The following is a 24,703-nucleotide window of genomic DNA, read 5'->3' as shown; positions in this document are numbered from 1 at the left end:
TTAAAACTTGGTCTCGTATGTCACGCGCACCACCCGCTCACCATTGGCCGGCACTCGCACGCTGTAGAGCCGGCGGTCGGCATTGAGCTGTTCGCCCTCGACATCTTCGGACACGACGCGGAAATCGCGCGCCCACCAATACTGATCGAGCCCGTACTGAATCATCTGCACCGTCACCGGTTCGGACTTCGCGTTGGTGAAGGTGTAGCGCATCGTGGTGCGGAAATACTCGACCTCTTCGTCGACCTCGACTTCTCGCACGACCTCGCCGTCCTCGATCACGCGATAGCGCGCGGTGCGTTCGTATTCGTCCGCCGAAATCTCCTCACGGCTTTCGACCTCGGCCTTCACGAACACGTCGAAGGCATCGCCGGTGACGAGCGACAGCGTGCTGCCCATCGGCGTGTGGCCGATGCGGTTCTCGCCGATATATTGCGGATTGCCCGCGGCATCGCGCTGGTAGAAGCGCACTGTACCGGCAGGCAAGGCATCGCCCAGGCCGCCGTCGCGGCTGGAGCTGAAACCGATCGCGGTCGCCGCAGGGCGAAAATCGTCGTCCGAGCGCAGCCACGAGGTGCCTATCGAATAGACCCGCTGCGCCGGAACGCGCGAAACGTCGAGGAAGCTCACCTGCTTTGTCTGCGCATTGGCGATCGTGGTCCGCTCGTCGAGCGGGTAGAGATAATAATCGCCCAGCCGCTCGCGATCGGCGGTCTGCGTGCCCGGACGCACCATGTCGCTGCGCGTACGCTGGCCAGCGCGCGACGGGTTGCCCGCCACCAGCAGCGTATCGGCATTGTGGAAGGTCGTGCCGGTATTGTTGGTCAGAGTGACCCAGCCCTGCATGTCGACCGTGCCGCTGGCTTCGTCGAACAGCGCAACATAGTCGGCTTCCCAGCCCAGCCCCGGCGTGAGGTAGCGTATCGAGGCATCGCGCGCGCCGACGCGGTTGCTGTCGAGCGTGACCGAAAGCGTCGGGCGCGCGCGCAAATTGGGCGGGACCTGGTCGAATACCACGCGCACCGGCAGGCCGTCATCGCGCAAGACCTCGATCCGGTTGCCGATCCGCACCACCACGCCGCCAGCGGTCGAGAGCACTTCGGCGCGTTCGCGCACTTCCTGTCCGGTCGCCGGGTTGGTGCGGACCAGCGTGACGGTGCTTCCGATCGCCTTTTCCATCAGCTTGGTCGGCGTCAGCAGGTCGAAATCGAAATTCTGCTCGACGATCGCGGTGCCCGGCGCCTCGAAGCTGAGCGTGGCGGGACGGATCTGTGCCGATACATCCGGAAATTCGATCCGCGTCCGCCCGCTTGGAATGTCGAGCCGGCGCACGTCCTGCACCAGCGCGTTCCCGTCTTGGTAGATGGTGACAGCGACGTCGCCCTGCGCGGTACGGTCTGGGGTCGGATCGGACGCATCGGCCTGTTGCGCAATTGCCGGTGTCGCGATCGCGGCCGAGGCCAGCAGGACGGTAAGAATGCTGTGGAATTTCATGCGATCACTTCCTCCCCAGAAACGAGTCGTGCTAGTGGATTGCACAATTCCAAGGGATTGGAAATTCCCGAGTTTCAGTCGGCTTCTGACACTAGCCTTCGCCGGCGTTCGATTCCGCCAGCACGTTCGCCACCTTGTCGGCGATCTGCGCGACCGAGAACGGCTTGGGCAGGAAGTGCATGTTGGAAATGTCGATCTCGTTACGGAGCTGTTCCTCGGCATAGCCCGACATGAACAGGATCGGCAGGTCTGCTCGCTTCTCGCGGATCTTCCGCACCATCGCAGGGCCGTCCATGATCGGCATCACGACGTCGCTGACGACAAGATCGAACTTGTCGTGCTTGAGGAAATGTTCAAGCCCATCCTCCCCATCGGCAGCGGTGACGACTTCGTAGCCCTGGCGGGTCAGCGCGCGTTCGGCCACCGCGCGGACCGGATCCTCGTCCTCGACCAGCAGGATCCGCCCGCCTCCGGCCCATTCGCGCTGTGGCGCAGCGGGCTTTGCGGCGGCTTCGCGCAATTGGCGCGCCTCGACAGTTTCGTGATAGACCGGGAGGTAGACCGAGAAGGTCGTACCCTTCCCAAGCTCGCTGTCGGCGAAGATGAAGCCGCCCGACTGCTTGACGATGCCATAAACGGTCGAGAGGCCGAGCCCGGTGCCCTTGCCCTGCTCCTTGGTCGTGAAGAACGGTTCGAAGATCTTGCCCAGCTTGTCGGGTGCGATGCCCGTCCCGGTGTCCGAAACGATCAGCACCGTGTAATCGCCGACCGGCACGATTTCCGAGCGCATCGCGCGGATATCGGCGGCGGTCACGCGCTTGGTTGAAATGCGCAGCTGGCCGCGCCCGTCGCCTTTCGACTGCATCGCGTCGCGCGCATTGACCGCGAGGTTCACGATCACCTGTTCGAGCTGCGAAGGATCGGCCCGGACCCGCCCGAGATTGCGGTCGTGGGTCACTTGCAGCCGGATCTTCTCGCCGATGAGACGCTTGAGCATCTGCGAGATTTCGCTGACCACATCGGGCAGCTGGAGTACTTCGGGGCGTAGCGTCTGCTGGCGCGAGAACGCGAGCAATTGCCGGGTGAGCGAGGCGGCACGGCTCGAATTCGCCCGGATCTGCTGGATATCGTCGTAATCGCTGTCGCCCGGCGTGTGGCGCAGCAGCATGAGGTCGCAGATCCCCAGGATCGCGGTCAGCACGTTGTTGAAATCGTGCGCGACCCCGCCCGCCAGCTGGCCGACCGCCTGCATCTTGGTCGCCTGCGCGATCTGCCGCTTGAGGCGCAATTCCTCCGAAGTGTCGGTGAGCCCCAGCAGTACTGCCGCGTCGCCGAGCCCGCGGACCCCGGCAAGGCTGAGCGAGACCGGTTCCTCGGGCTGGGCCGAAAGCCGCACGGCGACGTCGCCGCTGGTGGTGGGGCCCTGCGCGAAGCGGCGCACCGCATCGGCCAGTGCTCCCTTGTCCTCCTGCACCACCAGGTCCGACGGATAGGGCGGCGGAAGCTCGCCCTCCTTCCCGGCCGCGCGCATGAAGGCCGGATTGGCGAACAGGAACAGCCCGTCGCGGTCGGCCATCGCGAGTCCCAGCGGAAGCTGCCCCAGCAGCGCCTCGAGATTCGGCACTGCCGCGGCCAGGTCGCCACCACCGCCGCCAAGCCCGACCCCGCTATCGACGAGCAGCATCAGCGAGGGATGGGCATCGGCGCCGGCATGATCGGCGAGGTCCGGATCGGTTACCGGCATGTAGTACATTGTCAGCGGTGCGCCGCCCTTGCCTTCGCGCGCCCAGCTGATCCGGTCCTCCTCGTCCTGTCGCAAGTAGGAGACGAACTCCTTGTGTGCGAGATCGTCCGCCGGTTCCCCGGTCGCGCGCAGCGCGAAGCCATCGCTGTTCGCGATGACGAACCCGTCGGGATCGACAATCGCGGCAGCGATGCCCGCGCGATCGAGCGCGCGGCCCAGCTTTCCGCGCAGCGCGGCGATCGCGGCCTCGATGAGGTCGGGCGAGGCCTGCCGCTGGAATCGCCAGATCAGGTAATCCTCGCCCCGCCCAGCGCGCTCGAGCTCTGCGGCCCAGCTTTCCGCCCCCGAGCGGATGATTCCCGCATCGGCGCGTCCATCGCGCCAGGCATCGCGCGAAGCGCGCAGCAGCGCGTCACGCGACGGCTGGTCGGTATCGAGCGTGGGCGGCGGTTTGGCGGTGCCGAAATTGTCTTCGTATAGCGAATTTGCGCAGGTCAGGCGCCCAGCCCGATCGGTGATCGCGATCGCGAGCTCGGCCTGGTCGATCGCCGCGACGGTGACCGACCAGTCGGGCATGGCGATCGCTTCGAGCGCATCGACCTGGGTATCGCGCAACATCAGCCAACCCGCCCCGCCAAGGACGACGACCGCGCCGAGATAGGTGCCTACGACGACCGCGCTGCCGGTCGCCAGCCACAGCGCGAGACAGCTCAACAGCAGGCCGGTCGCGACGATCGCCGAAACGACGGCCGGCGGCCGCGACGCGAGGGCCAGCGCCCTCACCCCCCGTTCCTCCGGTCGGCCAGCAGCCGGCGACGCCGACGATTGACGACCCGCGTCCAGATGAAGGAGGAGACGAGATACCCGATGGCCGCGGCAATGCATGAGATCACGGCAAGACCGACCACCATGCCCGGCGCGGCATCGGAAGCCAGCCAGGAAAGCCATTCTCCGATACTCGCGCTCGAATTATAGAGCTGGCGGAACACGCGGATGTCGCTGTTGTAGCCAAGCCCGCTGCCGACCTCGAGCGCCAGCCCGACGATGAACGGCGTGGTCAACGGGTTCGACAGGAAGGTCATCGCCGCGGCCAACGGGATATGGCCACGGGTCGGCACGCACATCAGCGCCGCCCCGATCATCTGCACGCCGGGGATCAGCGCGAAGATCCCGACCAGCAATCCGATCGCGACCCCCCGCGGCACCGAGCGCCGCGTCAGGCGCCACAATTCCGGTCGCCGAGCGGCGAATCCGACCCAGCGATTGCCCTCGAGCGATTCGCGCGAAGGACTATTGCGCTTGAGCCAGCGGTTGAAACGCGAGGACATGGAATTGACGGTCATACTTCCGGTAATGTTAACGGCGCTTGGGCGCGGTGTCGCACCGCAATCGTTCAAATGCCAATGGCGCTCGACAGGTTTTTCTTCAAGGGTCGGGGCCTGACAATCGTCGCGCCCCGGCAACGTCCGGTCAGCCCCGGTCGCGCAGCAGCCGTGCCTTGTCGCGCTTCCAGTCGCGTTCCTTGATCGTCTGGCGCTTGTCCTGCGCCTGCTTGCCCTTGGCAAGTCCGAGTTCGACCTTCGCCCGCCCGCGCGAATTGAAATAGATCGAGAGCGGGATCAGCGTCATACCCTTGCGCTCGACCGCGCCGACCATGCGCTCGATCTCGCGCGCATGGAGCAGCAGCTTGCGCGGCCGTTTGGGCTCGTGATTGTTACGGTTGCCGTGGCTGAATTCGGGAATGTTCGCGTTGATCAGCCAGGCCTGGCCGTCGCGCACCTCGGCATAGCTTTCGCGGATGGAGCCCTCGCCACCGCGCAGCGCCTTCACCTCGGTCCCCTGCAGGGCGATCCCCGCCTCGAACGTGTCCTCGATGAAATAGTCGAACCGCGCGCGCCGGTTGTCGGCGACGGTTTTCTGCTTGTCGAAGGTCTTGGGTGTCGGGCGGGCCATGGGGTGCGCGATGTAGGCGCTCGCGCGCAAAAGGCCAATGCCCCGATTTCGCTTGCTCAAAAGCAGGCAAGCATGGCTAGAACGCGGCGATGGAAACGATTGCCAGACCGCCGGAGCCGTTCGTCATCCACGATCGAACGATCGCGCCCGGCACTTCCGAGATCCTTTCGATTCCCGTCAGCCAGCAGGTCACCGGGCTCGAATCCTCGCTCGCTCTCAAGGTGCTGCACGGCAACAGGAGGGGACCAGCCGTGTTCGTGAGCGCGGCCATCCATGGCGACGAGATCGTCGGCACAGCGATCATCCAGAGATTGCTCGACCATCTCCTGCCAGACGAGATGGCGGGAACGCTGATCCTCGCACCGGCAGTCAACATCTACGGCTTTGCCGCGCACAGCCGCTACCTGCCCGACCGCCGCGATCTCAATCGCAGCTTTCCCGGTCACGAGAACGGGAGCCTCGCGGCGCAACTCGCGCATTGCTTCCTCACCCACGTAATCGATCGCTGCGCGCTGGGCATCGACATGCACACCGCCGCTGTCCATCGCTACAACCTGCCGCAGGTGCGGATCGCGGCCGACAGTCCATATCTCTCGGAGCTGGCGATGGCGTTCGGTGCGCCGATCACGATCGAAAGCCCGCTGCGCCCCGGTTCGATGCGCGCGCTGGCAGCCGAGCGGGACACGCCGATGTTGTTGCTCGAAGCCGGAGAGGCGCTGCGCTTCGACCGGTTCGCGATCGAGGTCGGGGTGAAGGGCGTCCTTCGGGTGCTGGCGCATATCGGCATGATCGACGAGTCCGACGGACTCGAAGCGGTCGACGTTCCCATGCGCGCGAACCGGTCGACCTGGGTGCGAGCACCGCGCGGCGGTGTTTCACGCCGGGTCCGCAGGTCGGGCGACGTGGTGCGCAAGGGCAGCTTGCTGGCGGTGGTGGGCGGGTTGTTCGGCGAGGACGGAGTCGAAATTGTCAGCCCGATCGAAGGGGTGATCATCGGCCATGCAACGCTGCCGGTGGTCAATCAGGGCGATGCCATGTTCCATATTGCCGAGATCGACCGGCTCGACCGGGTCGGAGAACATGCCGGCAGCATCATCGAGGCGCTGGCGGCGAGCGAACCGCCGCTGCCCCCGGCACCGCAGCTCGACGAGGACGAGGTCATCTAGACCAGCCCGGCATGCTCCAGCGCTTCGTCGACCGCTTTCCGGGCGGCGTCGCTCGCCCGGCAGATCGGCAGGCGGACCTCGTCATTGACCCAGTCGTGGACGCGGCTGAGCGCGTATTTGGCGGGTGCCGGGCTCGCGTCGGAGAACATCGCGTAGTGCAGCGGGAAGAGCCGGTCGTTCAGTTCGCGCGCGCGTACGAGATCGTTGGCCGCCATCGCCTCGTAGAACTCGGCGCACAGCGCCGGTGCCACATTGGCCGAGACCGAAATGCAGCCCGAACCACCCGCTGCCGAATGCGGGAGCCACAATTCGTCATTGCCCGATAGTTGGCAGAAATCCTTGTCGAGGCCCATGCGGTGGTCGGCCACCCGCGACAGGTCTCCGCTGGCATCCTTGATCGCCACGATCCGGTCGGGATACTTGCGGACCAGTTCGACCACCGTCTCGTCCTCGATATCGGTGACCGTCCGGCTCGGCACGTTGTAGAGCACGATCGGCAGGTCAGAATTCTCGGCGAGATAGCTGAAATGCGCGATCAGGCCCGTCTGGCTCGGGCGGTTGTAATAAGGTGCGACACACAGCCCCGCAGCGGCGCCCGCCTCCTTGCAGAAGCGCATATGCGCGAGCGCGTTCTGGGTATCGTTGCTGCCGCAGCCCGCGATCACGGGCACGCGCCCGGCGGCCTGGTCGATGCAGACTTCGACAACGCGATGATGTTCCTCGATCGACAGCGTCGATGCCTCGCCAGTCGTCCCGCAGGGCACCAGCCCGCTGCTGCCCTGCTCGATTTGCCAGTCGATCAGGCGGCGATAGGTCTGTTCATCGAACTTGCCGTCCTTGAAGGGCGTCACCAAGGCGGGAATCGAACCGGAAAACATGCTATTACCTCGTATCGTCGCGGAAACGGACCGGACGGTCGCGCGTTCAGCGTGCGATAAGGAGGGAATCACTACGATGTCCAGCATGATACGTCGCATATTGCTCGCTTCCGCCGCCCTTCCCCTCGTACTGGCCGGGGGGGCTGCGAATGCGCAGCAGGCCGATCGCTGGGACCAGATGCGCGAGCGCGTCGAAGCGCAGCAGCCCGGAGCCATGGCGCAGGCGCTGCGCCAGTGGAAGAACCTGACCGAGAGCGAAGGTTACGGCTTCGAGACGTATGCCAACTTCATCGAGGCCAATCCGGGACTCCCGCGGCAGGAACTGATCCAGCGGCGCGCCGAACGCGCGCTCGACAAGCAGGCGGTTCCCGCCGCGCGCCTTGTCGCTTTCCACGACCGATTTCCGCCGCTGACCAACACCGCCAAGGCGCGCTACGCGATGGCGCTCGGCCAGCTCGGGCGCGACGAAGCGTTTCGCTGGGCACGCGAATCCTGGCGCGGCGGAGAGATGAATTCGGTCACCGAAGTGTATCTGTCCGGCCTGTTCGGTTCGCGCTTCACGCAGGCCGATCACGACATGCGGATGGACGCGCTCCTGTGGCAGCGCAGCACCGAAGCTGCGGCACGTGCGATCAGCTTCGTCTCGCCGGCCAAGCGCGATCTCTACATGGCGCGACTGGCGATCATCCAAGGCTCCAAGCCCCAGGATATCGGACTGAACGTGCCTGCAGATGCACGGAGCGATCCCGGCTTTCTCTACAACCAGGCCCGCCAGTGGCGCCGCAACGGCCAGCAATCGGCCGCAGTGGCCCTGCTCGCCAACGCACCGACCATGACGGCTCCCGCACTCGACGGCGAGTTGTGGCTCGCCGAAGTACTCGAAGTGGCGCGCGATGGCGGTGCTTCCTCTGCCTTCCGGATCGCGCAGAAGGTCGACCAAGCCTTCGCCCCGGATGCCGATATCAGCGACATGAGCTACTCGATCCGAGACGACTACACCTCGCTGGTGTGGCTCGGAGGGACGAGCGCGATGTGGCAGCTCGACGATCCCGCGGGCGCCGCGCCGCTATTCTATCGCTACGGTGCCGCAGCCAAGACTGCGCCGACCCGGTCAAAGGGTTTCTACTGGGCCGGCTTCGCTTCGCAGCGTGCGGGCAACCAGGCGGAGGCCAATCGCTATTACGAAATGGCCGCGCAATATCCCGACATGTTCTACGGCCAGCTTGCGCTCGAACGCCTCGGCCGTGAGTTCCCGACCATTGCCGCGCCCCTTACCCCACAGCCGACCGAGCAGGAACGCGTCCGCTTCGCCGCCATGCCGCTGGTGCAGGCGGTCAAGGAAGCCGCGCGCGGCGGGCTCGACTGGCGCGACACGCGTTACTTCCTGACCGAGCTCGCCGACTGGGCCGACACCCCGACCAGGGCGCAGATGGTCTACGATCTCGCGCAGGAACTCGGTCGCCGCGACCTGGCGGTTCATCTCGGCGCAGCGACGCAGGCCAATGGCGTGCCCGGGTTCGAGCGCGTCGGCTATCCAAAGCTCGACACGCCGATCAATTCCTACTGGACGATGGTCCACGCGATCTCGCGGCAGGAAAGTGAATTCGCGACCAAGGCCTTGAGCCATGCCAATGCCTATGGCCTGATGCAGCTGATCCCCGGGACCGCGCAGGACACCGCGCGCAATCTCGGCGTGACCTATTCGCGCAACGCGCTGCTCGAGGATCCGCAATACAATATGCGGCTCGGTAACGCCTATTTCGCGCAGCTGATGGACCGTTTCGGCGGCAGCTACCCGCTCGCGCTGGTCGGCTACAATGCCGGACCGGGTCGCGCGATCCAGTGGATCGAGCGCAATGGCGATCCGCGCAGGGGCGAGATTTCGTGGGAGGAGTGGATCGAGAAAATCCCGTTCTTCGAGACCAAGAACTACGTCCAGCGCGTCCTCGGCAACGCGGTGACCTACGAACAGCTCTATCCCGAAGATGCCCGCTACGGCGCCCCGCGCACGCCCAGTCGCTTTCTTGGACGGCCGGTCCCTTCACGCTAAGGCCTCCGGCGTGAAACACGACGGACACCCCATCACGCCGGCGGGCCTGGCGGCCATGAAAGCGCGCTACGACCATCTGCTGTCGAAGGAGCGCCCCGAGATCGTCGAGATCGTCAGCTGGGCCGCGGGCAATGGCGACCGGAGCGAGAACGGCGACTATCTCTACGGCCGCAAGCGCATGCGCGAGATCGACCGCGAGCTCGCCTTCCTCGCGCGCCGGATGAAGAATGCGCGCGTCGTCGATCCCTCGGCCCAGCCCGATCGCACCCGCGCATTCTTCGGCGCGACCGTGACGCTGGCGGACGAGCACGATGACGAGCGGGTCGTGACGCTGGTGGGTGATGACGAACAGGATGCGGGATCAGGCCGGATCGGTTGGTCGAGCCCACTCGCGCGGGCCTTGAAAGGGGCCGAGGTCGGAGATCTGCGCACCGTCTACCTGCCCGGCGGCGAGAAGGAATACGAGATCATGGCGATCGAATACCCGGTGCGGGAGAACGCCGCATGAAGGGGTTCGCCGTGTTCGGGGCCATGGTGCTCCTCGCGGTCCCGGCCATGGCGCGCGACAGCCTTGGCGTGTTCGACAGCTGGGGCGCGTTTCGCGATCCGCGCGTGCCGCGCTGCTATGCCATCGCCGCAGCCGAGCCGAACGATCGACAGCGCCGTTTCGAACCATTCGCAAGCGTCGGGACTTGGCCGAATCGCGGGGTCCGAAACCAGCTTCATTTGCGCCTGTCGCGAGAGGTTCGCGACGGCGGAGTGATCCGCCTGCGTGTCGGGCGCGACAGTTTCGAACTCGTCGGCGGCGGCGGTGATGCGTGGGCCCGCCACAAGCGTATGGACGCCGCAGTGATCGCCGCGATGCGCTCGGCCAACTCGATGCGGGTGACTGCGACCGACAAGAGCGGCACTCGCTTCTCCGATCGCTACGACCTGTCGGGGGCCGCCACCGCCATCGATGCCGCGACGGTGGGTTGCGCCAGGACGCGATGACGCGACGCTAGCCAAACCCGATAGCCGTCCCTATATCGCGCCTTCCCATGGCAGACACGAACCTCATGGCCATACCGGGGCAGGTCGACCCCGTTCCCGTTGCGCGCGATATCACCCCGCGCGCCGATGGCCGCATCGACCTGCTCGGCCTCACCAAGAGGCAGATCATGGACCTGTTCGCGGGCGCCGGGCTCGATGCCAAGCAGTCCAAGCTGCGCGCGAAGCAGGTGTTCCACTGGATCTACCATCGCGGCGAGACCGAATTCGAGGCGATGACCGATATCGCCAAGACCATGCGCCCCTGGCTCGCCGAGCGCTTCGTGATTGCCCGGCCCGACGTGGTCGAGGCGCAGCATTCGTCCGACGGCACGCGCAAATGGCTTCTCAAGACCGCCGACGGCCACGAATACGAGATGGTCTTCATCCCCGATGAGACCCGCGGCACACTGTGCGTTTCCTCGCAGGTGGGCTGCACGCTCAATTGCCGCTTCTGCCACACCGGCACGATGCGCCTCGTGCGCAACCTCACCCCGGGCGAGATCGTCGGCCAGGTCATGCTCGCGCGCGATGCGCTGGGCGAATGGCCCAAGGGCAAGATGGATTTCGCAGAGGAAGAGAGCGAAGCCGAATACCGCGCCGACGGCCGGCTGCTCACCAATATCGTGATGATGGGCATGGGCGAACCGCTCTACAATTTCGACAATGTCCGCGATGCGCTGCGGATCGTGATGGACGGCGAAGGGCTCGCCCTCTCCAAGCGGCGGATCACGCTCTCGACCAGCGGCGTGGTGCCCGCCATGGCGCGCTGCGGCGAGGAGATCGGCGTCAACCTCGCCGTTTCGCTCCACGCGGTGACCAAGGAGGTCCGCGACGAGATCGTGCCGATCAACAGGAAGTACGGCATCGAGGAACTGCTGCAGGCCTGCGCGGACTATCCTGGCGCCTCGAATGCGCGCCGCATCACCTTCGAATACGTGATGCTCAAGGACAAGAACGACAGCGACGACGACGCGCGTGAACTCGTCCGCCTGATCAAGCAGTTCGACCTACCGGCCAAGGTCAATTTGATCCCGTTCAACCCCTGGCCCGGTGCGCCTTACGAGTGCTCGACGCCCGAACGGATCAGGGCCTTCTCGAGCATCGTGTTCGAGGCCGGAATCAGCGCGCCCGTCCGCACCCCGCGCGGGCGCGATATCGACGCCGCCTGCGGCCAGTTGAAGACGACCGCCGAAAAGAAGAGTCGCGCCCAGCGCGACCGCGAGGCTGCCGCGGCGGCCGCCGGTTGAGCGACGCGGAGACATTGGCCTGGTACGAGGCCAACGCTCCTCGTTTCGCATTCAGTTTCGGCACCACGCACAGCGTCCATCTCGACGGCTTTCTCGACCGGCTCGCCCCCGGAGCGCGTATTCTCGAACTCGGTTGCGGCACCGGTCAAGATGCCGCTCGCATGATCGAGCGCGGGTTCGATCTCGACACAACCGACGCGACATCGGCGCTGATCCGCAAGGCGAAGGAACGGTTCGGCGTCGAGGCCCGGCAGATGCGATTCGACGAGCTCGACGCGATCGAAACCTACGACGCCGTCTGGGCACATGCCTGCCTGTTGCACGTCGCGCGGGCCGAGCTCCCCGACATCCTCGAACGGATCCGGAAAGCGTTACGCCCCGGAGGATGGCACTATGCCAATTACAAGCTCGGCGACGGCGAGGCACGCGATCCGCTCGGCCGGCTCACCAACTTCCCCGCTACCGAGTGGCTCGAGGCCATCTATCGGGATGCAGCCTTTGTCATTGATGCAGCGGAGAAATATTGCGGCAAGGGCGCAGACGGCGTGCGGCGCGACTGGTATGCGCTGACGGTTCGGCGCGGCTAGGTCGCCAAGGCTAGCCAAGTGCACCCATGTGTGCTTTGCCGCTGCCCATGAACAAGCCATCCGTCCTCGTTACCGGCGGTGCCAAGCGCATTGGCGCGCAGATCGTCCGTCGTTTCGCCGAAGCCGGGTGGCACGTCGTGATCCATTACGGCACCTCCGAAGAGGAAGCGCAGGCGCTCGCCGACGAATTGCCCTCGGCCGAAATCATCCAGCGCGATCTCGCCAATAGCGGTTCGGCCGTTCAGATGATCGACGAGCTTGCCGAACGCCTGCCCGACTGGCGCGTTCTGGTAAACTGCGCGAGCGTGTTCGAGCGCGACAGTTACGACAAGGTCGACCCGACGATTTTCGAGCACGCCATGCACGTCAACGCCCTCGCGCCGGTGCGGATGGCGGAGGCCTTTCTCGAACATGCCAAGAGCAGCGCCGGGCGACGCGTGATCCAGCTGACCGACCAAAAGCTGGCGAACCCCAATCCCGATTTCTTCAGCTACACGATGAGCAAGCACGCGGTCGCCGCGGCGATGCGGATGCTCGCGATCGCGCATCGCGGTTCGGACGACCGGGTCTATGCGCTTGCGCCCGGCGCGATCTTGCCGAGCCACGACCAGGACGAGGCCGAGACCGAAGTCTCGCACCGGATGAACCTGCTCGAACGCAAGACCGATATCGCGGAGGTCGCGGACGCCGCGCTGTTTCTCGCCGAAGGAACGCTTGCTTCGGGCGAGACGCTCTATATCGATTCGGGCCAGCACGTCCTGTCGCAGGATCGCGACGTGATGTTCCTCGCGCGCGAGGGCGAGGTCGAAACCTAGCCTGGCGGATAAAGCGCGTTCATCGTCGCCCAGTCGTCGGCGACGATCTCCTCGAGCACGTCCATGTCCACGTCGTCGAGCTTGTTGATGTAGAGGCAGCTCTTGCCGCGCGACCACTTGCCGAGCCGATCGAGTTTTTCCTTGCGCCGCTCGGCCTCGGCCTCGTCGCAATAGCCGCCCATTAGGTAGAGCGAATGTTTCGCCTTGCGCGGGCTGAAACCGGTCCGCATCCAGTCGCCCTCGCGCCCGCTGTCATATTCGTAGTGATATTCGCCGAACCCTATGATCGAAGGGCCCCACAAGTTCGGTCGTTCGCCGGTCACGCGCTCGAACAACGCGAGCAGTTCGCGGGCCTCTTCGCGTTTGCGCTCATGATCGATCGTGTCGATGAATTCCTCGACGCTCGCCTCGGTCTGCGTGGTCTTGTTCGCCATCCGAACGCTCCTTCCCGGTGGTCGCCGCTGTGGACGTCCACTCTATTCTATTGCCAGATCGGGCAACTGGCATAAACATATGACATATGTGGCTACTCGATAAACTGCTCAATCGGCTGATCTCCGAAGGTCGCCTCACCGTCACCGATCATGACGGCAAGTCTTATGACTACGGCCCCGGGGGCGACGAGGAGACGATCCGCCTCCGCCTGACCGACAAGCGCGCGGCGGGCCATATCGCACGCTACCCGCAACTGGGCGCGGGCGAGGCCTTCATGTGGGGCTGGCTGGTGGTCGAGGAACCGCACGATATCCGCGACCTTATCCTGTTCTTCACCCGCAACGCGAAGAAGATCGGCGACGATGCTACCCACGCCCAGGGCAAGCTGCGCAAGTTCCTGCAGAAGGCCGCGGCGAAATTCGACGGGATCAATTTGCGCGGCAAAGCGCGCAAGAATGCCGAGCACACCTACAACCTCACCCGCCGCCTCTACGAGCTGTTCCTCGACGAGGACCGCCAGTACACCATGGCCTATTACCGCGACCCGGCGAACAGTCTCGAGCAGGCGCAACTCGACAAGAAGGCGCATATCGCGGCCAAGCTGGACCTGAAGCCGGGCATGAAGGTGCTCGATATCGGCTGCGGCTGGGGCGGGCTCGCGCTCTATCTGCACAAGCATTACGACATCGACGTGCTCGGCGTCGCGCTTGCGCCCGACCAGATCGCCTTCTGCCAGGAACGCGCCGAGGCGCTCGGCGTGGCCGACCGCGTGAATTTCGAATTGTGCGACTATCGCGATGTCCAAGCCGAGGACGGCGGGCGCTTCGATCGCATCTGCTCGGTCGGGCTGCTCGAACATGTCGGCACGATCCACTACCCGCAATTCTACGAGCACACCTCGCGCCTGCTCAAGCCCGACGGGGTGATGTTCAGCCATTGCTGCGGCCGCGCCGGACCTCCGGGCACGACCGATGCCTGGACGCGCAAGTACATCTTCCCCGGCGGCTATATCCCCGCCCTGTCCGAACTGGTGAGCGAGAGCGAGAAGCATGGCTGGCAGGTGATGGACGTGGAGGCGATGCGCTTCCACTACAGCCACACGCTGGAGGAATGGTACAACCGCACGGTCCTCCACAAGGACGAGATTATCGCGCTCTACGACGAGCAGTTCTACCGCATGTGGCTCTACTACCTCGCCGGCGCCGAACAGAGTTTCCGCCACGGTACGATGGTCAACTGGCAAATCCTCTACGTGAAGGACCGCACCGCCATCCCGATGACGCGCGACTGGATCACCGAGGAAAGCGCCCGGCTGCGCGATGCCGACGAAGCACCGGTGTGGAGCCTCGACCCGGCGCTACGGCAGGCGGCGGAATAATCTTGCGGGCGGCAGTCCCGTCTGCCCGGCACCTCCCCGACACCGCCTCAAAGAGGGAAATATTGCCGAGAAACCGCGCCGCTGCTAGCTGCACGCGATGACCGACACCAAGCCCATCTCCCGCGTCGTCCTCGCCTATTCGGGCGGTCTCGATACCTCTGTCATTGCCAAGTGGCTGATGAAGGAGCGCGGGCTCGAGGTCGTGACCTTCACCGCCGATCTCGGCCAGGGCGAGGAAATCGAGCCGGCGCGGGCGAAAGCGCGCGCGATGGGCATTCCGGACGAGCACATCTTCATCGAGGATTTGCGCGAGGAATTCGTGCGCGATTTCGTTTTCCCGATGATGCGCGCCAACGCCCGCTACGAAGGCGATTACCTGCTGGGCACCAGCATCGCGCGTCCCTTGATCTCCAAGCGTCTCGTCGAGATCGCGCACGAGACCGGCGCCGATGCGATCGCTCACGGGGCGACCGGCAAGGGCAACGACCAGGTCCGCTTCGAGCTCTCGGCCTACGCGCTCGATCCGAATATCGAGGTGATCGCCCCGTGGCGCGAATGGGACCTCACCAGCCGCACCGCGCTGATCGACTGGGCCGAAAAGCACCAGATCCAGGTGCCCAAGGACAAACGCGGCGAGAGCCCGTTCTCGACCGACGCGAACCTGCTCCACACCTCGTCGGAGGGCAAGGTGCTCGAGGATCCGTGGGAGGAAACGCCCGACTACGTCTATTCGCGCACCGACCATCCCGAGGACGCGCCCGACACGCCCGAATATATCGAGATCGATTTCGACAAGGGTGACGGCGTCGCGCTCAATGGCGAGGCGATGAGCCCCGCTGCTCTGCTCGCCGCACTCAACGATCTCGGTCGGAAGCACGGGATCGGCCGGCTCGACCTGGTCGAGAACCGCTTCGTGGGCATGAAGTCGCGCGGCATGTACGAAACGCCGGGTGGCGAGATCTATGCCCGCGCGCATCGCGGGATCGAACAGATCACGCTCGATCGCGGCGCAGCGCATCTCAAGGACGAGCTGATGCCGAAATATGCCGAGCTCATCTATAACGGCTTCTGGTTCAGCCCCGAGCGCGAGATGCTGCAGGCGGCGATCGATTTGAGCCAGGAGCGCGTCAACGGCACCGTGCGGCTAAAGCTCTACAAGGGCAATGCGATGGTGGTCGGGCGCAAGTCGCGCGACACGCTCTATTCGGAGGCCCATGTGACCTTCGAAGACGATGCCGGCGCTTACGACCAGCAGGACGCGGCGGGCTTCATCAAGCTCAATGCGCTGCGCCTGCGGCTACTGGGCGCGCGCGACAGGCGCAGCTGATCTCGGGAATGGATGCAGCACGACTCGGCAGAAATGTCGGGATTGGCAGCGCCTTTATAAGATTCTTGCGCGAAAGGCAAGTCCGGCTTTCCGTTACTTATCCACCGTTATCCACAACCAAAAGTGTGGAATGTCGATAAGTCGGGCTTGCGCAGCTTGAACGAATCGCTTTCCCGGCGCAGTTTCAAGTCATCGGAAGGCGGAGGAACCCGTCGGAACTTGAAGGCCGAAAGGCCTGATAGGAAAGCGGAATTCCGTTGAAACCATCCGGTACCGTGGCTGAGCCCGCGGTAGCGTCGGAAAACACGTCGCGAACGAACCTTCGGGTTTGATCAAGACGAACCGCAGATGCTGCGAGTGGCTCGTTACGGTTTGGCCGGATCATCCGGTCACGCGAGGTCGGAGCAAAGGGAGGCGCGAGCCGAACCGGGCGAAGACCGCAAGTTCCGGGAAACCGGGGTGCTTCGGCACCGACGGAACCGGAAGGGAAAAGTCGGGTGAAACGCAATCCCTCGTGGATTGCCGGAACCGCGGATATCGCGAGACCGCTACGGATGTGAAGGCTTCGGAACCGCCGGGTGGTGGCAGTGAAGGAAAGCGAGCCTCGGGCTCGTGGACCGGATCTCCCCGCCCGACGGAACCGGTTCCCGGCGCGAGCGCCGGACGCACGAGCCCGGCGGCTTTGCCAAAGGGCAACATGCTTCGGCGTATGCGTTCCCCCCGGAACGAGACGTCGGCGAGAGCGGGGTCGGCAGCAATGCCGGCCCCGTTTGTCATTCGGGATCCGAAACCCTGGCACCGCGATTCTCCGGCTGCGGATCGGCAATTTCCCGCTCTTTGCCGCCCGGAATCGCGACCGGACGACGGCAAATTGCGGCAAAACGGTGGCACATCGCGACTCCTGAGCCGTTCGGCGCTGTATAACCCGGCCACGATGGAAGGGACCCGCAAACCCCTGCGCCGCGCCACTTGGCTGGCCGCCATGCTCGCCCTCACCTGGTCGAGCTCGGCGGCGGTGTCGCAGGACGCCGTGTCCGAACCGGTGGTGCAGGACGTACCGCCGAGCTTCGCCGACAGCTTTCCCTCGGTCCCCGAACCCGACACCACGCCCGAACCCGCCGACGGCGCGGTCGACGTGACCGAGATCGACCCGCCGATCGAGGTGGTCGAGGACGAGACCGCGATCGGCAGCGGCACCGCCTCCTATTACGGGCGCAAGTTCCACGGGCGCCGTACCGCCAGCGGCGAGCCGTTCGACATGTACGCGATGACCGCCGCGCACCGCACCCTGCCCTTCGGCACCCGCCTGCGCGTCACCAACCCGCGCACCGGGGCGAGCGTGGTCGTGCGGATCAACGATCGCGGCCCGTTCCACGGCAGCCGGATCATCGACGTCTCGCGCGCCGCGGCCGAGGAACTCGGCCTGGTCGGGCGCGGCCACGGCCTGGTCGAGCTCGCGCTGGTCGACTAGCGCGCCCTCCCTGCGCGTTCTCCCCGCGCATTCTCCCCCCGAGCCGCTAGAGCGTCAGCTCCGATACGTCGCGCAACGATCCCAGCTTGCCCTTGATGAAGGCGTTGAACGCGATCGAGTAGCGCGGCTGCTGCGTCTGGTTCGGCTCGACGTAATGCTGCAGCTTGCTCGGGAACAGCAGCAGGTCGCCCTGCTTGGGCACCACCGCGTTCTTGAGCGTGTTGTAGACGTTCACCTGCCCGTTGTTCGGCCCCAGTTCGAGCTGCTGGTAGGCAGTGTGCCGTTCGAAGATCATGTTCGCCGGCGGATCGGGCATCTCGGTATAGTAGAGCGAGCCCGACACGATCGAGTTCGAATGCGAATGCCCGTGCATCCCCGCGCCGGGCGGGTTCACCAGCGTCCAGCTCTGCGTGACGTAGAGCTTCTGCGTCAGCCCCATCACTTCCTTGGCATAGGTGTCGAGCGCCTCCTGCACCGCCTTGGCGATCGAGCGCAGCTCCTTGCGCTTGAAGATGTAGAGGTCCTTCGAGATCTTGTTGGTCTGGTTGTCGACCATCTCGAGCCCCTTGAGCAGCTTGACCTGCTCGGGCGTGATCGCATCGGCGATGCTGGTCACGAAGTATGGTTCCGCGAAGAGCGGTTTCACGTCGAATGCGCGGCTGGCCATCCGCTTTTCTCCCCGGCCATTTCAGTCCCGCCGACGGTGCTATTCATGTGACAGCAATGTTGCAACCCCCGGCTTCCGCCTCATCCGCGGCGCATTCCGCCACGTCGCGCGCCCACTCGGCCTGCACGTCCTGGCGGATGTGGCCCCAGGCATCGACCAGCCACCATTCGGGCGTCCCGCGCTCGAAGGCGAGCACCTGCTGCTCGATACAGGCCTGCAGCGTCTCGAGCGTGGCGTCCTGCGGCGCGCCGTCCGCGTCGTCGGGTTCGGGCGCGGGCTCGGCGAGCAGCTCGAACACCACCGGGTCCCCCGCCGCCACTTCTCCCGTCCCCCTTTCCTCGGCCAACGCCTCGCGCGCTTCGAGCATCTCCGCCACCCGCGCGCGCCAGCCCTTGTCGTAATCGGGATCGCGCCACTGCACCGGCGCCCAGAAGGCAGGCGAGGCCCAGTCCTGCCGCCGCATCGCGTCGAGGGCGATGGACCGGGTGTTACACTGTCCAGGACCTTTTTTACCGGATGGCTCTGCGCCCTTCGGAGAGGTACCGCAATCCGCCCCCTCGCCCCCGCTCGCCGCCGCCGGATCGCCCTCGCCGCCGTCGCGCGGGTCCGCCGGTTCGCGAGTGCCGGTTACAGGCAATTCCACCCCCGGTAGGGGCTCCCCTGCCCCGAACGCCGCCATCGCCGCGTCGAACTCGTCCGACAGCGCGCGCACCTCGGCGCGCTCGGACAATCTGTCGAGCCGCCCGATATGGGCGAGCAGCAGCCGCCCATCGTAGCGCCGCCGCTTGGCGACCTCCTCGCCATGGTAGAAGACCGTCTCCTCCACCCCGTCGATCGCGCGACACGCCAGCACGTCCTCCGCCCGCGCCAGCGCCTGCAACTGCGCCGCCTCCCAGCAGCGCCGGAAATCGGCGCAAGCCCGCCGCGCGCGATAGACCGTCTGGTGCGAGACCCGCGCCTTGCGCGCCGCCGCCCGCACCGACCCGACCACCGCCAGCGCCTCGAGAAACACGACCTGCACCGCGCGCGTGAACTCGACACAAGGCTTGCGCGGATCGTCCTCCGGCAAGCCCGAGAGCAGCGCGGGGAGGTTCGGGGTAATATGGGTGGGGGCGTTCATGGTCCGGTTCCTTTGTTCAGGAGTGGACCGGACTATTTATACCGAAGGGGGCGTGTAGGACAGCATCGCGATCCGTGAGCGTCACCCGCCGTTGAAGCGCCGATAGCACTCGCGCTCGACCAGCGGCACCGCTTCGGCCCGCGAGCGCGCCCTGACCACGACTGTGCCGTAGTCTTGGTCTTCCATCATGCAGCGCCCGTTAAACTCGCGCAATTCGGGCTCGTCGTACCGCGCTTCGTCGAGCGTTTCGAGAATCGAGCAGCTTTGCACTGCGATTTCGCCCACACCCTGGCCGAGCAGTTCGATCCGTTCGACGCCGCCCCTGAAAACTGCCGTTTGAGGTTGCCCATTGCGTGTCCAATCGACCCGAGAACATTTGCCGCTGCTTGATGTGAGCGTCAGCCACCGTCCTTCGACCGACGCGTTTGCATAGCATCGTCCGATGACCTTGCTGGCATCGCAGGCCGCACCGGTCTGCGCGCGCGCCTCCTGTCCTCCGGAGAGGATCGGCGGGACCACAAGCACCCCGAAAATCAGTCCGGCTATCACGCCAAGCAAATGGATTCGCTTCATGAGATTTCTCCGCAGCGCCACCCTCTTACTGGGCCCTGCGTAGCATGGTTTTGCACCAGATGCATTTGGCGGCCCTAATTCGCTACCGCCAGCGCCTCGAGAAACACGACCTGCACCGCGCGCGTGAACTCGACACCAGGCTTGCGCGGATCGTCCTTCGGCAAACCCGAGAGCAACGCGGGGAGGTTCGGGGTGATTTGGGTGGGAGCGTTCATGGTTCACCTCGTGCGGGGACGTTGGGGAACCGGACTATTTATACCGTGTGGGGCGTGTAGGACGGGGTTACGGTCAGTATCAAGCACATTCGGGGCGAGATCATAAAGGTTGGACCGGCGAAAAATCGCTTGTTGATATTGATGCCAATCAGAGCGAGAAAGACGCTGAAACTCGGAGAAACTCCTGTGGAATTTGCAGAACGTCACGACCTACTCAACAAGACATTTACGCCGCGGTCGCCGGTTAATCAGCGCCAGCTCTTCTCGGGCAGAATTGATCAACTCGCCAAGGTCCAGCGCGCTGTCGAATCCCCGGGGACCCACGCCGTACTATATGGCGAGCGGGGGGTTGGGAAAACTTCGCTAGCAAATGTGGCAGAACAAATTGCACCGATCTGGAACTCTGAGACTATCGCCCTCAAAGTTACTTGCAACAGCAACGATACGTATTCAACGATTTGGCGACGAGCGTTTTCGAAAATTACTTTTTCCGAAAAAAGTCAAAGCGTAGGATTTCTTTCAGAGACTTCCATAAACACCCGCAGCTTTGCTGAAACTCTTCCTCAGGAACTCACCTCAGATGACGTAGAAAACGCCCTTCAAAGATTAAAAAAGCACGCACGTCTGTTTATTATATTTGACGAATTCGATCGTGTTTTTCAAGCATCATCAACTCTTACCTTACCTTTTTCTGATACAATAAAATCATTATCCGATAATAACTACGATATTACTGTTTTAGTTGTAGGGGTAGCTGATTTTATTGGCGATCTCATTGCGCAGCACGAATCTATTGAACGCGCTATTGTACAAATTCCTATGCCACGAATGTCTTCCGTTGAGATTGGTCAAATCATCGATACCGGGGCCGCGCGACTTGAAATGGCGATCGAGAATCCTGCGCGCCAACAGATCGTAAAGCTTTCTCAGGGTCTACCTTACATCACTCACTTGATTGCGCTTCATTCCTTCCAAGAAGCGATCACGAATAACGATGCGAATGTAAATAAAGGGCATGTTAGCATCGGCATTCAAACAGCTCTTGATGAATGGCAAGCTTCAATCAAAACTGACTACGTGAAAGCGACAACCAGCGTTCAAAAGAAAAACATCTTTAGGGAAGTTTTGCTGGCATGTGCTCTCGCAGAAGTCGATGAGATTGGATACTTTGCAGCTGCTGATGTAAGATCTCCATTGCGGGAGGTCACCGGACAGTCTTACGATATTCCAAATTTTGCACGACACTTAAAAGAATTTTCTTCGGAAAATCGTGGTAAAATTATTGAGAGAACTGGGCAAGCGAAACGACTCCGCTATCGTTTCAATAATCCTTTGATGAGAACTTATGTCATTATCCGAGGGGTCGCGGAGGGAATGATACCGCTCGAGAAAATCAGATAAGTGATTTACTCGCTCGACTCCTCATGTCGCATTGGAAGCAACGGCTGTAGCGTATTTCGCTGTCAGGACTGAGGTCCAGAATGCCATACTCCCCATGATCTAATTTGCTTTGCACAGTTACGTTTCCCGGGGCAGGCTATCGACCGATTACGTTCACTCGGCGGCTTGCTTCGCCCGGTCCAGCATCGGCTGCAAATACCGCCCGGTATAGCTCGCCTCTGTCCCGGCCACCTCTTCCGGCGTCCCCTCGGCCACGACCTCGCCCCCGCGCACCCCGCCATCGGGGCCGAGATCGAGGATCCAGTCCGCCGTCTTGATCACATCCAGATTGTGCTCGATCACCACCACCGAATTCCCCTGGTCCACCAGCCGGTGGAGCACTTCGAGCAATTTGCGCACGTCCTCGAAATGCAGGCCGGTGGTCGGCTCGTCGAGGATGTAGAGCGTCTGCCCGGTGCTGCGCTTGCTGAGTTCCTTGGCGAGCTTCACGCGCTGCGCCTCGCCGCCCGATAGCGTGGTCGCCTGCTGGCCGACCTTGACGTAGCCGAGGCCGACCTCGTTGAGCATGTGCATCTTGTCGCGGATCGGGGGGACGGCCTTGAAGAAGGTCTCCGCGTCCTCGACCGTCATGTCGAGCACGTCGGCGATCGAGTGGCCCTTGAACTTCACCTCGAGCGTCTCGCGGTTGTAGCGCTTGCCGCCGCATTCCTCGCAGGTGACGTAGACGTCGGGCAGGAAGTGCATCTCGATCTTGATCAGCCCGTCGCCCTGGCACGCCTCGCAGCGGCCGCCTTTGACGTTGAAGCTGAAGCGGCCGGGCTTGTATCCGCGCGCCTGGCTTTCGGGCAGGCCGGCGAACCAGTCGCGGATATTGGTGAAGGCGCCGGTATAGGTCGCGGGGTTGGAGCGCGGGGTGCGGCCGATCGGCGACTGGTCGATCTCGATCACCTTGTCGCAATGGTCCAATCCGGTGACCTTGTCGTGCGCGCCCGCGACCACGCGCGCGCCGTTCAAGTGCCGCGCGGCGGCGGCATAGAGCGTGTCGATGGTGAAGGAGGACTTGCCCGAGCCCGAAACGCCGGTGACGCAGGTGAAGGTGCCGAGCGGGATCGAGGCGGTGACGTCCTGGAGGTTGTTCGCGCGCGCGCCGTGGACGGTGAGCTTGTGCCCGTTGCCCTTGCGGCGCTCGCTCGGGACGGAGATCTCGCGGCGGCCGGTGAGGTAGTCCGCGGTGAGCGAGTTCTTGGCCTTGAGCACCTGCTTGAGCGTGCCCTGCGCCACCACCTCGCCCCCGCGCACGCCCGCGCCGGGGCCGAGATCGACCACGTGATCGGCCTGGCGGATCGCGTCTTCATCGTGCTCGACCACGATCACCGTGTTGCCGAGATCGCGCAGCCGCTTGAGCGTTTCGAGCAGCCGGTCGTTGTCGCGCTGGTGGAGGCCGATGCTGGGCTCGTCGAGCACGTAGAGCACGCCGCTGAGGCCCGAGCCGATCTGCGAGGCGAGGCGGATGCGCTGGCTCTCGCCGCCGCTCAGCGTGCCCGAGGTGCGATCGAGGTTGAGGTAATCGAGCCCGACATTGTCGAGGAAGCCCAGCCGCTCGTTGATCTCCTTGAGGATGGCGCGCGCGATCTGCGACTGCTGCTCGTTGAGATGATCGTCGAGCTTGAGGAACCAGTCCTTCGCCGCGGCGACGCTCATCTTGGTCGGGGTAGCGATATCGACCGTGCCGTTGTCGACCTCCGGAGGGCCGGGTATCTTCACCGCCAGCGCCTTCTCGTTCAATCGCTTGCCGCCGCAGGTCTCGCAGGGCTGCGCGGTCTGGAACTTGGACAGCTCCTCGCGCATCCACGTGCTCTCGGTCTGCATCAACCGGCGGTTCAAATTGCCGATCACGCCCTCGAACGGCTTCTTCACCGTGTACTGCTTGCGCCCGTCCTTGAAGGTCAGCGGCACCGGCTTGCCGCGCGTGCCGTGGAGGATGACGCTGCGCGCCTCCTCGCTCAGCTCGTTCCACGGCGTGGTGAGGTCGAAATCATAGGCCGCGGCGAGGCTGGCGAGCACCTGCATGTAATAGGGCGACGGCGGGTTGGACTTGGCCCACGGCACCACCGCGCCCTTCTTGAGCGTCAGCGCCTCGTTGGGGACGACCAGCTGCGGGTCGAACAGCTGCTTCTCGCCCAGCCCGTCGCAGGTCGGGCAGGCCCCCTGCGGCGCGTTGAACGAGAACAGCCGCGGCTCGATCTCCTCGATCGTGAAGCCCGAGACCGGGCAGGCGAATTTCTCGGAGAACACGATGCGGTTGGCGGGAATGCCCGCGCCCTTCATCGCGCCGCCGCTCTCGCTTTCATCCTCGCGCCCCGGCACCACGCCATCGGCGAGGTCGACATAGGCGAGCCCCTCGGCGAGCTTGAGCGCGGTCTCGAAACTGTCGGCGAGGCGGGTTTCCAGCCCCTCCTTCACCGCAAGACGATCGACCACCACCTCGATGTCGTGCTTGAACTTCTTGTCGAGCGCGGGGGCCTCTTCGATCGCGTACATCTCGCCGTCGATCCGCACGCGGGTGAAGCCGGCCTTCTGCCATTCGGCGAGCTCCTTGCGGTATTCGCCCTTGCGCCCGCGAACGACCGGCGCGAGCAGGTAGAGCCGCGTGCCCTCGGGCAATTCCATCACCCGGTCGACCATGTTGGAGACCGTCTGCGCCTCGATCGGCTCTCCGGTGGCGGGCGAATAGGGCACCCCCACCCGCGCCCACAGCAGGCGCATATAGTCGTAAATCTCGGTGACCGTCGCCACGGTCGAGCGCGGGTTGCGGCTGGTGGTCTTCTGCTCGATCGAGATCGCGGGGCTGAGCCCGTCGATATGCTCGACATCGGGCTTCTGCATCATCTCGAGGAACTGCCGCGCATAGGCGCTGAGCGATTCCACGTAGCGCCGCTGTCCCTCGGCATAGATCGTGTCGAAAGCGAGGCTCGACTTGCCCGAGCCGGACAGGCCCGTGATGACGATCAGCGCATCGCGCGGCAGGTCGATATCGACGCCCTTGAGATTATGCTCGCGCGCGCCTTTGACGGAAATCTTGGTAAGGGCCATGGGGGATGCGTGTTCCTGAATTGTTCGCGCAGGTCAAGGGGCGACGATGCTGGGGTA

The 24,703-nt window shown here is 64.2% G+C and carries 22 protein-coding genes; 11 read left to right on the top strand and 11 right to left on the bottom strand.

Annotated features, from left to right (window positions below):
• The 4 genes from T8S45_RS02720 to smpB all read right to left on the bottom strand — a co-directional run bounded on the left by T8S45_RS02720 (position 1) and on the right by smpB (position 5,191).
• Positions 1–1,494, bottom strand: a complete 1,494-nt coding sequence (locus T8S45_RS02720) for a DUF4139 domain-containing protein (RefSeq protein ID WP_322294583.1) — start codon at positions 1,492–1,494, stop codon at positions 1–3.
• Positions 1,495–1,585: 91 nt separating this feature from the next.
• Positions 1,586–4,021 carry an ATP-binding protein gene (locus T8S45_RS02715; RefSeq protein WP_322294582.1) on the bottom strand — a complete coding sequence of 812 codons (2,436 nt, stop codon included), beginning with the start codon at positions 4,019–4,021 and terminating at the stop codon, positions 1,586–1,588.
• Positions 4,018–4,581, bottom strand: coding sequence for a DUF2062 domain-containing protein (locus T8S45_RS02710; protein WP_322294581.1), 564 nt, complete (start codon positions 4,579–4,581; stop codon positions 4,018–4,020). The genes T8S45_RS02715 and T8S45_RS02710 overlap by 4 nt, the downstream gene beginning before the upstream one ends.
• Before the next feature lie 127 nt (positions 4,582–4,708).
• Positions 4,709–5,191 carry an SsrA-binding protein SmpB gene (gene smpB / locus T8S45_RS02705; RefSeq protein WP_188641510.1) on the bottom strand — a complete coding sequence of 161 codons (483 nt, stop codon included), beginning with the start codon at positions 5,189–5,191 and terminating at the stop codon, positions 4,709–4,711.
• Positions 5,192–5,280: 89 nt separating this feature from the next.
• Here smpB and T8S45_RS02700 point away from each other — a divergent pair, with 89 nt between their 5' ends.
• The gene (locus T8S45_RS02700) at positions 5,281–6,357 is read left to right on the top strand and encodes a succinylglutamate desuccinylase/aspartoacylase family protein (RefSeq protein ID WP_322294580.1); all 1,077 of its coding nucleotides are present in this window, start codon (positions 5,281–5,283) and stop codon (positions 6,355–6,357) included.
• Here the strand turns inward: T8S45_RS02700 and dapA are convergent.
• The gene (dapA, locus tag T8S45_RS02695) at positions 6,354–7,235 is read right to left on the bottom strand and encodes a 4-hydroxy-tetrahydrodipicolinate synthase (protein ID WP_188641508.1); all 882 of its coding nucleotides are present in this window, start codon (positions 7,233–7,235) and stop codon (positions 6,354–6,356) included. The genes T8S45_RS02700 and dapA overlap by 4 nt on opposite strands.
• Before the next feature lie 76 nt (positions 7,236–7,311).
• Between dapA and T8S45_RS02690 the strand changes: the two genes are divergently transcribed.
• Genes T8S45_RS02690 through T8S45_RS02665 form a run of 6 tightly spaced genes read left to right on the top strand, consistent with a single transcriptional unit; the run spans position 7,312 to position 12,966 of the window.
• A complete protein-coding gene (locus tag T8S45_RS02690; RefSeq protein WP_322294579.1) occupies positions 7,312–9,285 on the top strand; it encodes a lytic transglycosylase domain-containing protein in 1,974 nt (657 codons plus the stop codon).
• 10 nt (positions 9,286–9,295) lie between these two features.
• Positions 9,296–9,793 carry a transcription elongation factor GreB gene (gene greB / locus T8S45_RS02685; RefSeq protein ID WP_322294578.1) on the top strand — a complete coding sequence of 166 codons (498 nt, stop codon included), beginning with the start codon at positions 9,296–9,298 and terminating at the stop codon, positions 9,791–9,793.
• Complete coding sequence (locus T8S45_RS02680; protein WP_322294577.1) at positions 9,790–10,278, top strand: invasion associated locus B family protein; 489 nt, start codon at positions 9,790–9,792, stop codon at positions 10,276–10,278. Before greB ends, T8S45_RS02680 begins: the two co-directional genes overlap by 4 nt.
• Before the next feature lie 47 nt (positions 10,279–10,325).
• On the top strand, positions 10,326–11,564 hold the full coding sequence (rlmN, locus tag T8S45_RS02675; RefSeq protein ID WP_322294576.1) for a dual-specificity RNA methyltransferase RlmN: 1,239 nt from the start codon (positions 10,326–10,328) through the stop codon (positions 11,562–11,564).
• Positions 11,561–12,151: a class I SAM-dependent methyltransferase gene (locus T8S45_RS02670; RefSeq protein ID WP_322294575.1), complete on the top strand. Its 591-nt coding sequence runs from the start codon at positions 11,561–11,563 to the stop codon at positions 12,149–12,151. Before rlmN ends, T8S45_RS02670 begins: the two co-directional genes overlap by 4 nt.
• A 47-nt stretch (positions 12,152–12,198) precedes the next feature.
• Entirely contained in the window at positions 12,199–12,966 is a 768-nt protein-coding gene (locus tag T8S45_RS02665; protein WP_322294574.1) for an SDR family oxidoreductase, read from the top strand.
• On the opposite strand, the gene T8S45_RS02660 is transcribed toward T8S45_RS02665, so the two are convergent.
• Complete coding sequence (locus tag T8S45_RS02660; protein ID WP_322294573.1) at positions 12,963–13,400, bottom strand: DUF1801 domain-containing protein; 438 nt, start codon at positions 13,398–13,400, stop codon at positions 12,963–12,965. The two genes, T8S45_RS02665 and T8S45_RS02660, sit on opposite strands and share 4 nt — an antisense overlap.
• Positions 13,401–13,486: 86 nt before the next feature.
• On the opposite strand from T8S45_RS02660, the gene T8S45_RS02655 reads away from it, so the two are divergent.
• The 3 genes from T8S45_RS02655 to T8S45_RS02645 all read left to right on the top strand — a co-directional run bounded on the left by T8S45_RS02655 (position 13,487) and on the right by T8S45_RS02645 (position 17,577).
• Positions 13,487–14,779: a class I SAM-dependent methyltransferase gene (locus T8S45_RS02655; protein ID WP_322294572.1), complete on the top strand. Its 1,293-nt coding sequence runs from the start codon at positions 13,487–13,489 to the stop codon at positions 14,777–14,779.
• Between the two features lie 97 nt (positions 14,780–14,876).
• Positions 14,877–16,106, top strand: coding sequence for an argininosuccinate synthase (locus tag T8S45_RS02650; RefSeq protein ID WP_322294571.1), 1,230 nt, complete (start codon positions 14,877–14,879; stop codon positions 16,104–16,106).
• A 934-nt stretch (positions 16,107–17,040) separates the two neighbouring features.
• Entirely contained in the window at positions 17,041–17,577 is a 537-nt protein-coding gene (locus T8S45_RS02645; protein ID WP_322294570.1) for a septal ring lytic transglycosylase RlpA family protein, read from the top strand.
• A gap of 46 nt (positions 17,578–17,623) precedes the next feature.
• Here the strand turns inward: T8S45_RS02645 and T8S45_RS02640 are convergent, their stop codons facing one another.
• From T8S45_RS02640 to T8S45_RS02625, 4 genes are all read right to left on the bottom strand, one after another.
• On the bottom strand, positions 17,624–18,244 hold the full coding sequence (locus T8S45_RS02640; protein ID WP_322294569.1) for a TIGR02466 family protein: 621 nt from the start codon (positions 18,242–18,244) through the stop codon (positions 17,624–17,626).
• A 43-nt stretch (positions 18,245–18,287) separates the two neighbouring features.
• Positions 18,288–19,364, bottom strand: a complete 1,077-nt coding sequence (locus T8S45_RS02635; protein ID WP_322294568.1) for a hypothetical protein — start codon at positions 19,362–19,364, stop codon at positions 18,288–18,290.
• A gap of 81 nt (positions 19,365–19,445) precedes the next feature.
• Entirely contained in the window at positions 19,446–19,937 is a 492-nt protein-coding gene (locus T8S45_RS02630) for a hypothetical protein (RefSeq protein ID WP_322294567.1), read from the bottom strand.
• A gap of 74 nt (positions 19,938–20,011) precedes the next feature.
• Complete coding sequence (locus T8S45_RS02625) at positions 20,012–20,152, bottom strand: hypothetical protein (protein WP_322294566.1); 141 nt, start codon at positions 20,150–20,152, stop codon at positions 20,012–20,014.
• A 186-nt stretch (positions 20,153–20,338) separates the two neighbouring features.
• Here T8S45_RS02625 and T8S45_RS02620 point away from each other — a divergent pair, with 186 nt between their 5' ends.
• Positions 20,339–21,553: an ATP-binding protein gene (locus T8S45_RS02620; protein ID WP_322294565.1), complete on the top strand. Its 1,215-nt coding sequence runs from the start codon at positions 20,339–20,341 to the stop codon at positions 21,551–21,553.
• A 153-nt stretch (positions 21,554–21,706) separates the two neighbouring features.
• Here the strand turns inward: T8S45_RS02620 and uvrA are convergent, their stop codons facing one another.
• On the bottom strand, positions 21,707–24,646 hold the full coding sequence (uvrA, locus tag T8S45_RS02615) for an excinuclease ABC subunit UvrA (protein ID WP_322294564.1): 2,940 nt from the start codon (positions 24,644–24,646) through the stop codon (positions 21,707–21,709).
• Positions 24,647–24,703 lie beyond the last annotated feature (57 nt).

This window comes from Pseudoblastomonas marina (genome assembly GCF_034374265.1).
Lineage (GTDB): Bacteria > Pseudomonadota > Alphaproteobacteria > Sphingomonadales > Sphingomonadaceae > Alteriqipengyuania_A > Alteriqipengyuania_A marina.
Note: the sequence above shows the minus strand (reverse complement) of the source record. Positions and strands in the feature narration are given on the sequence as shown.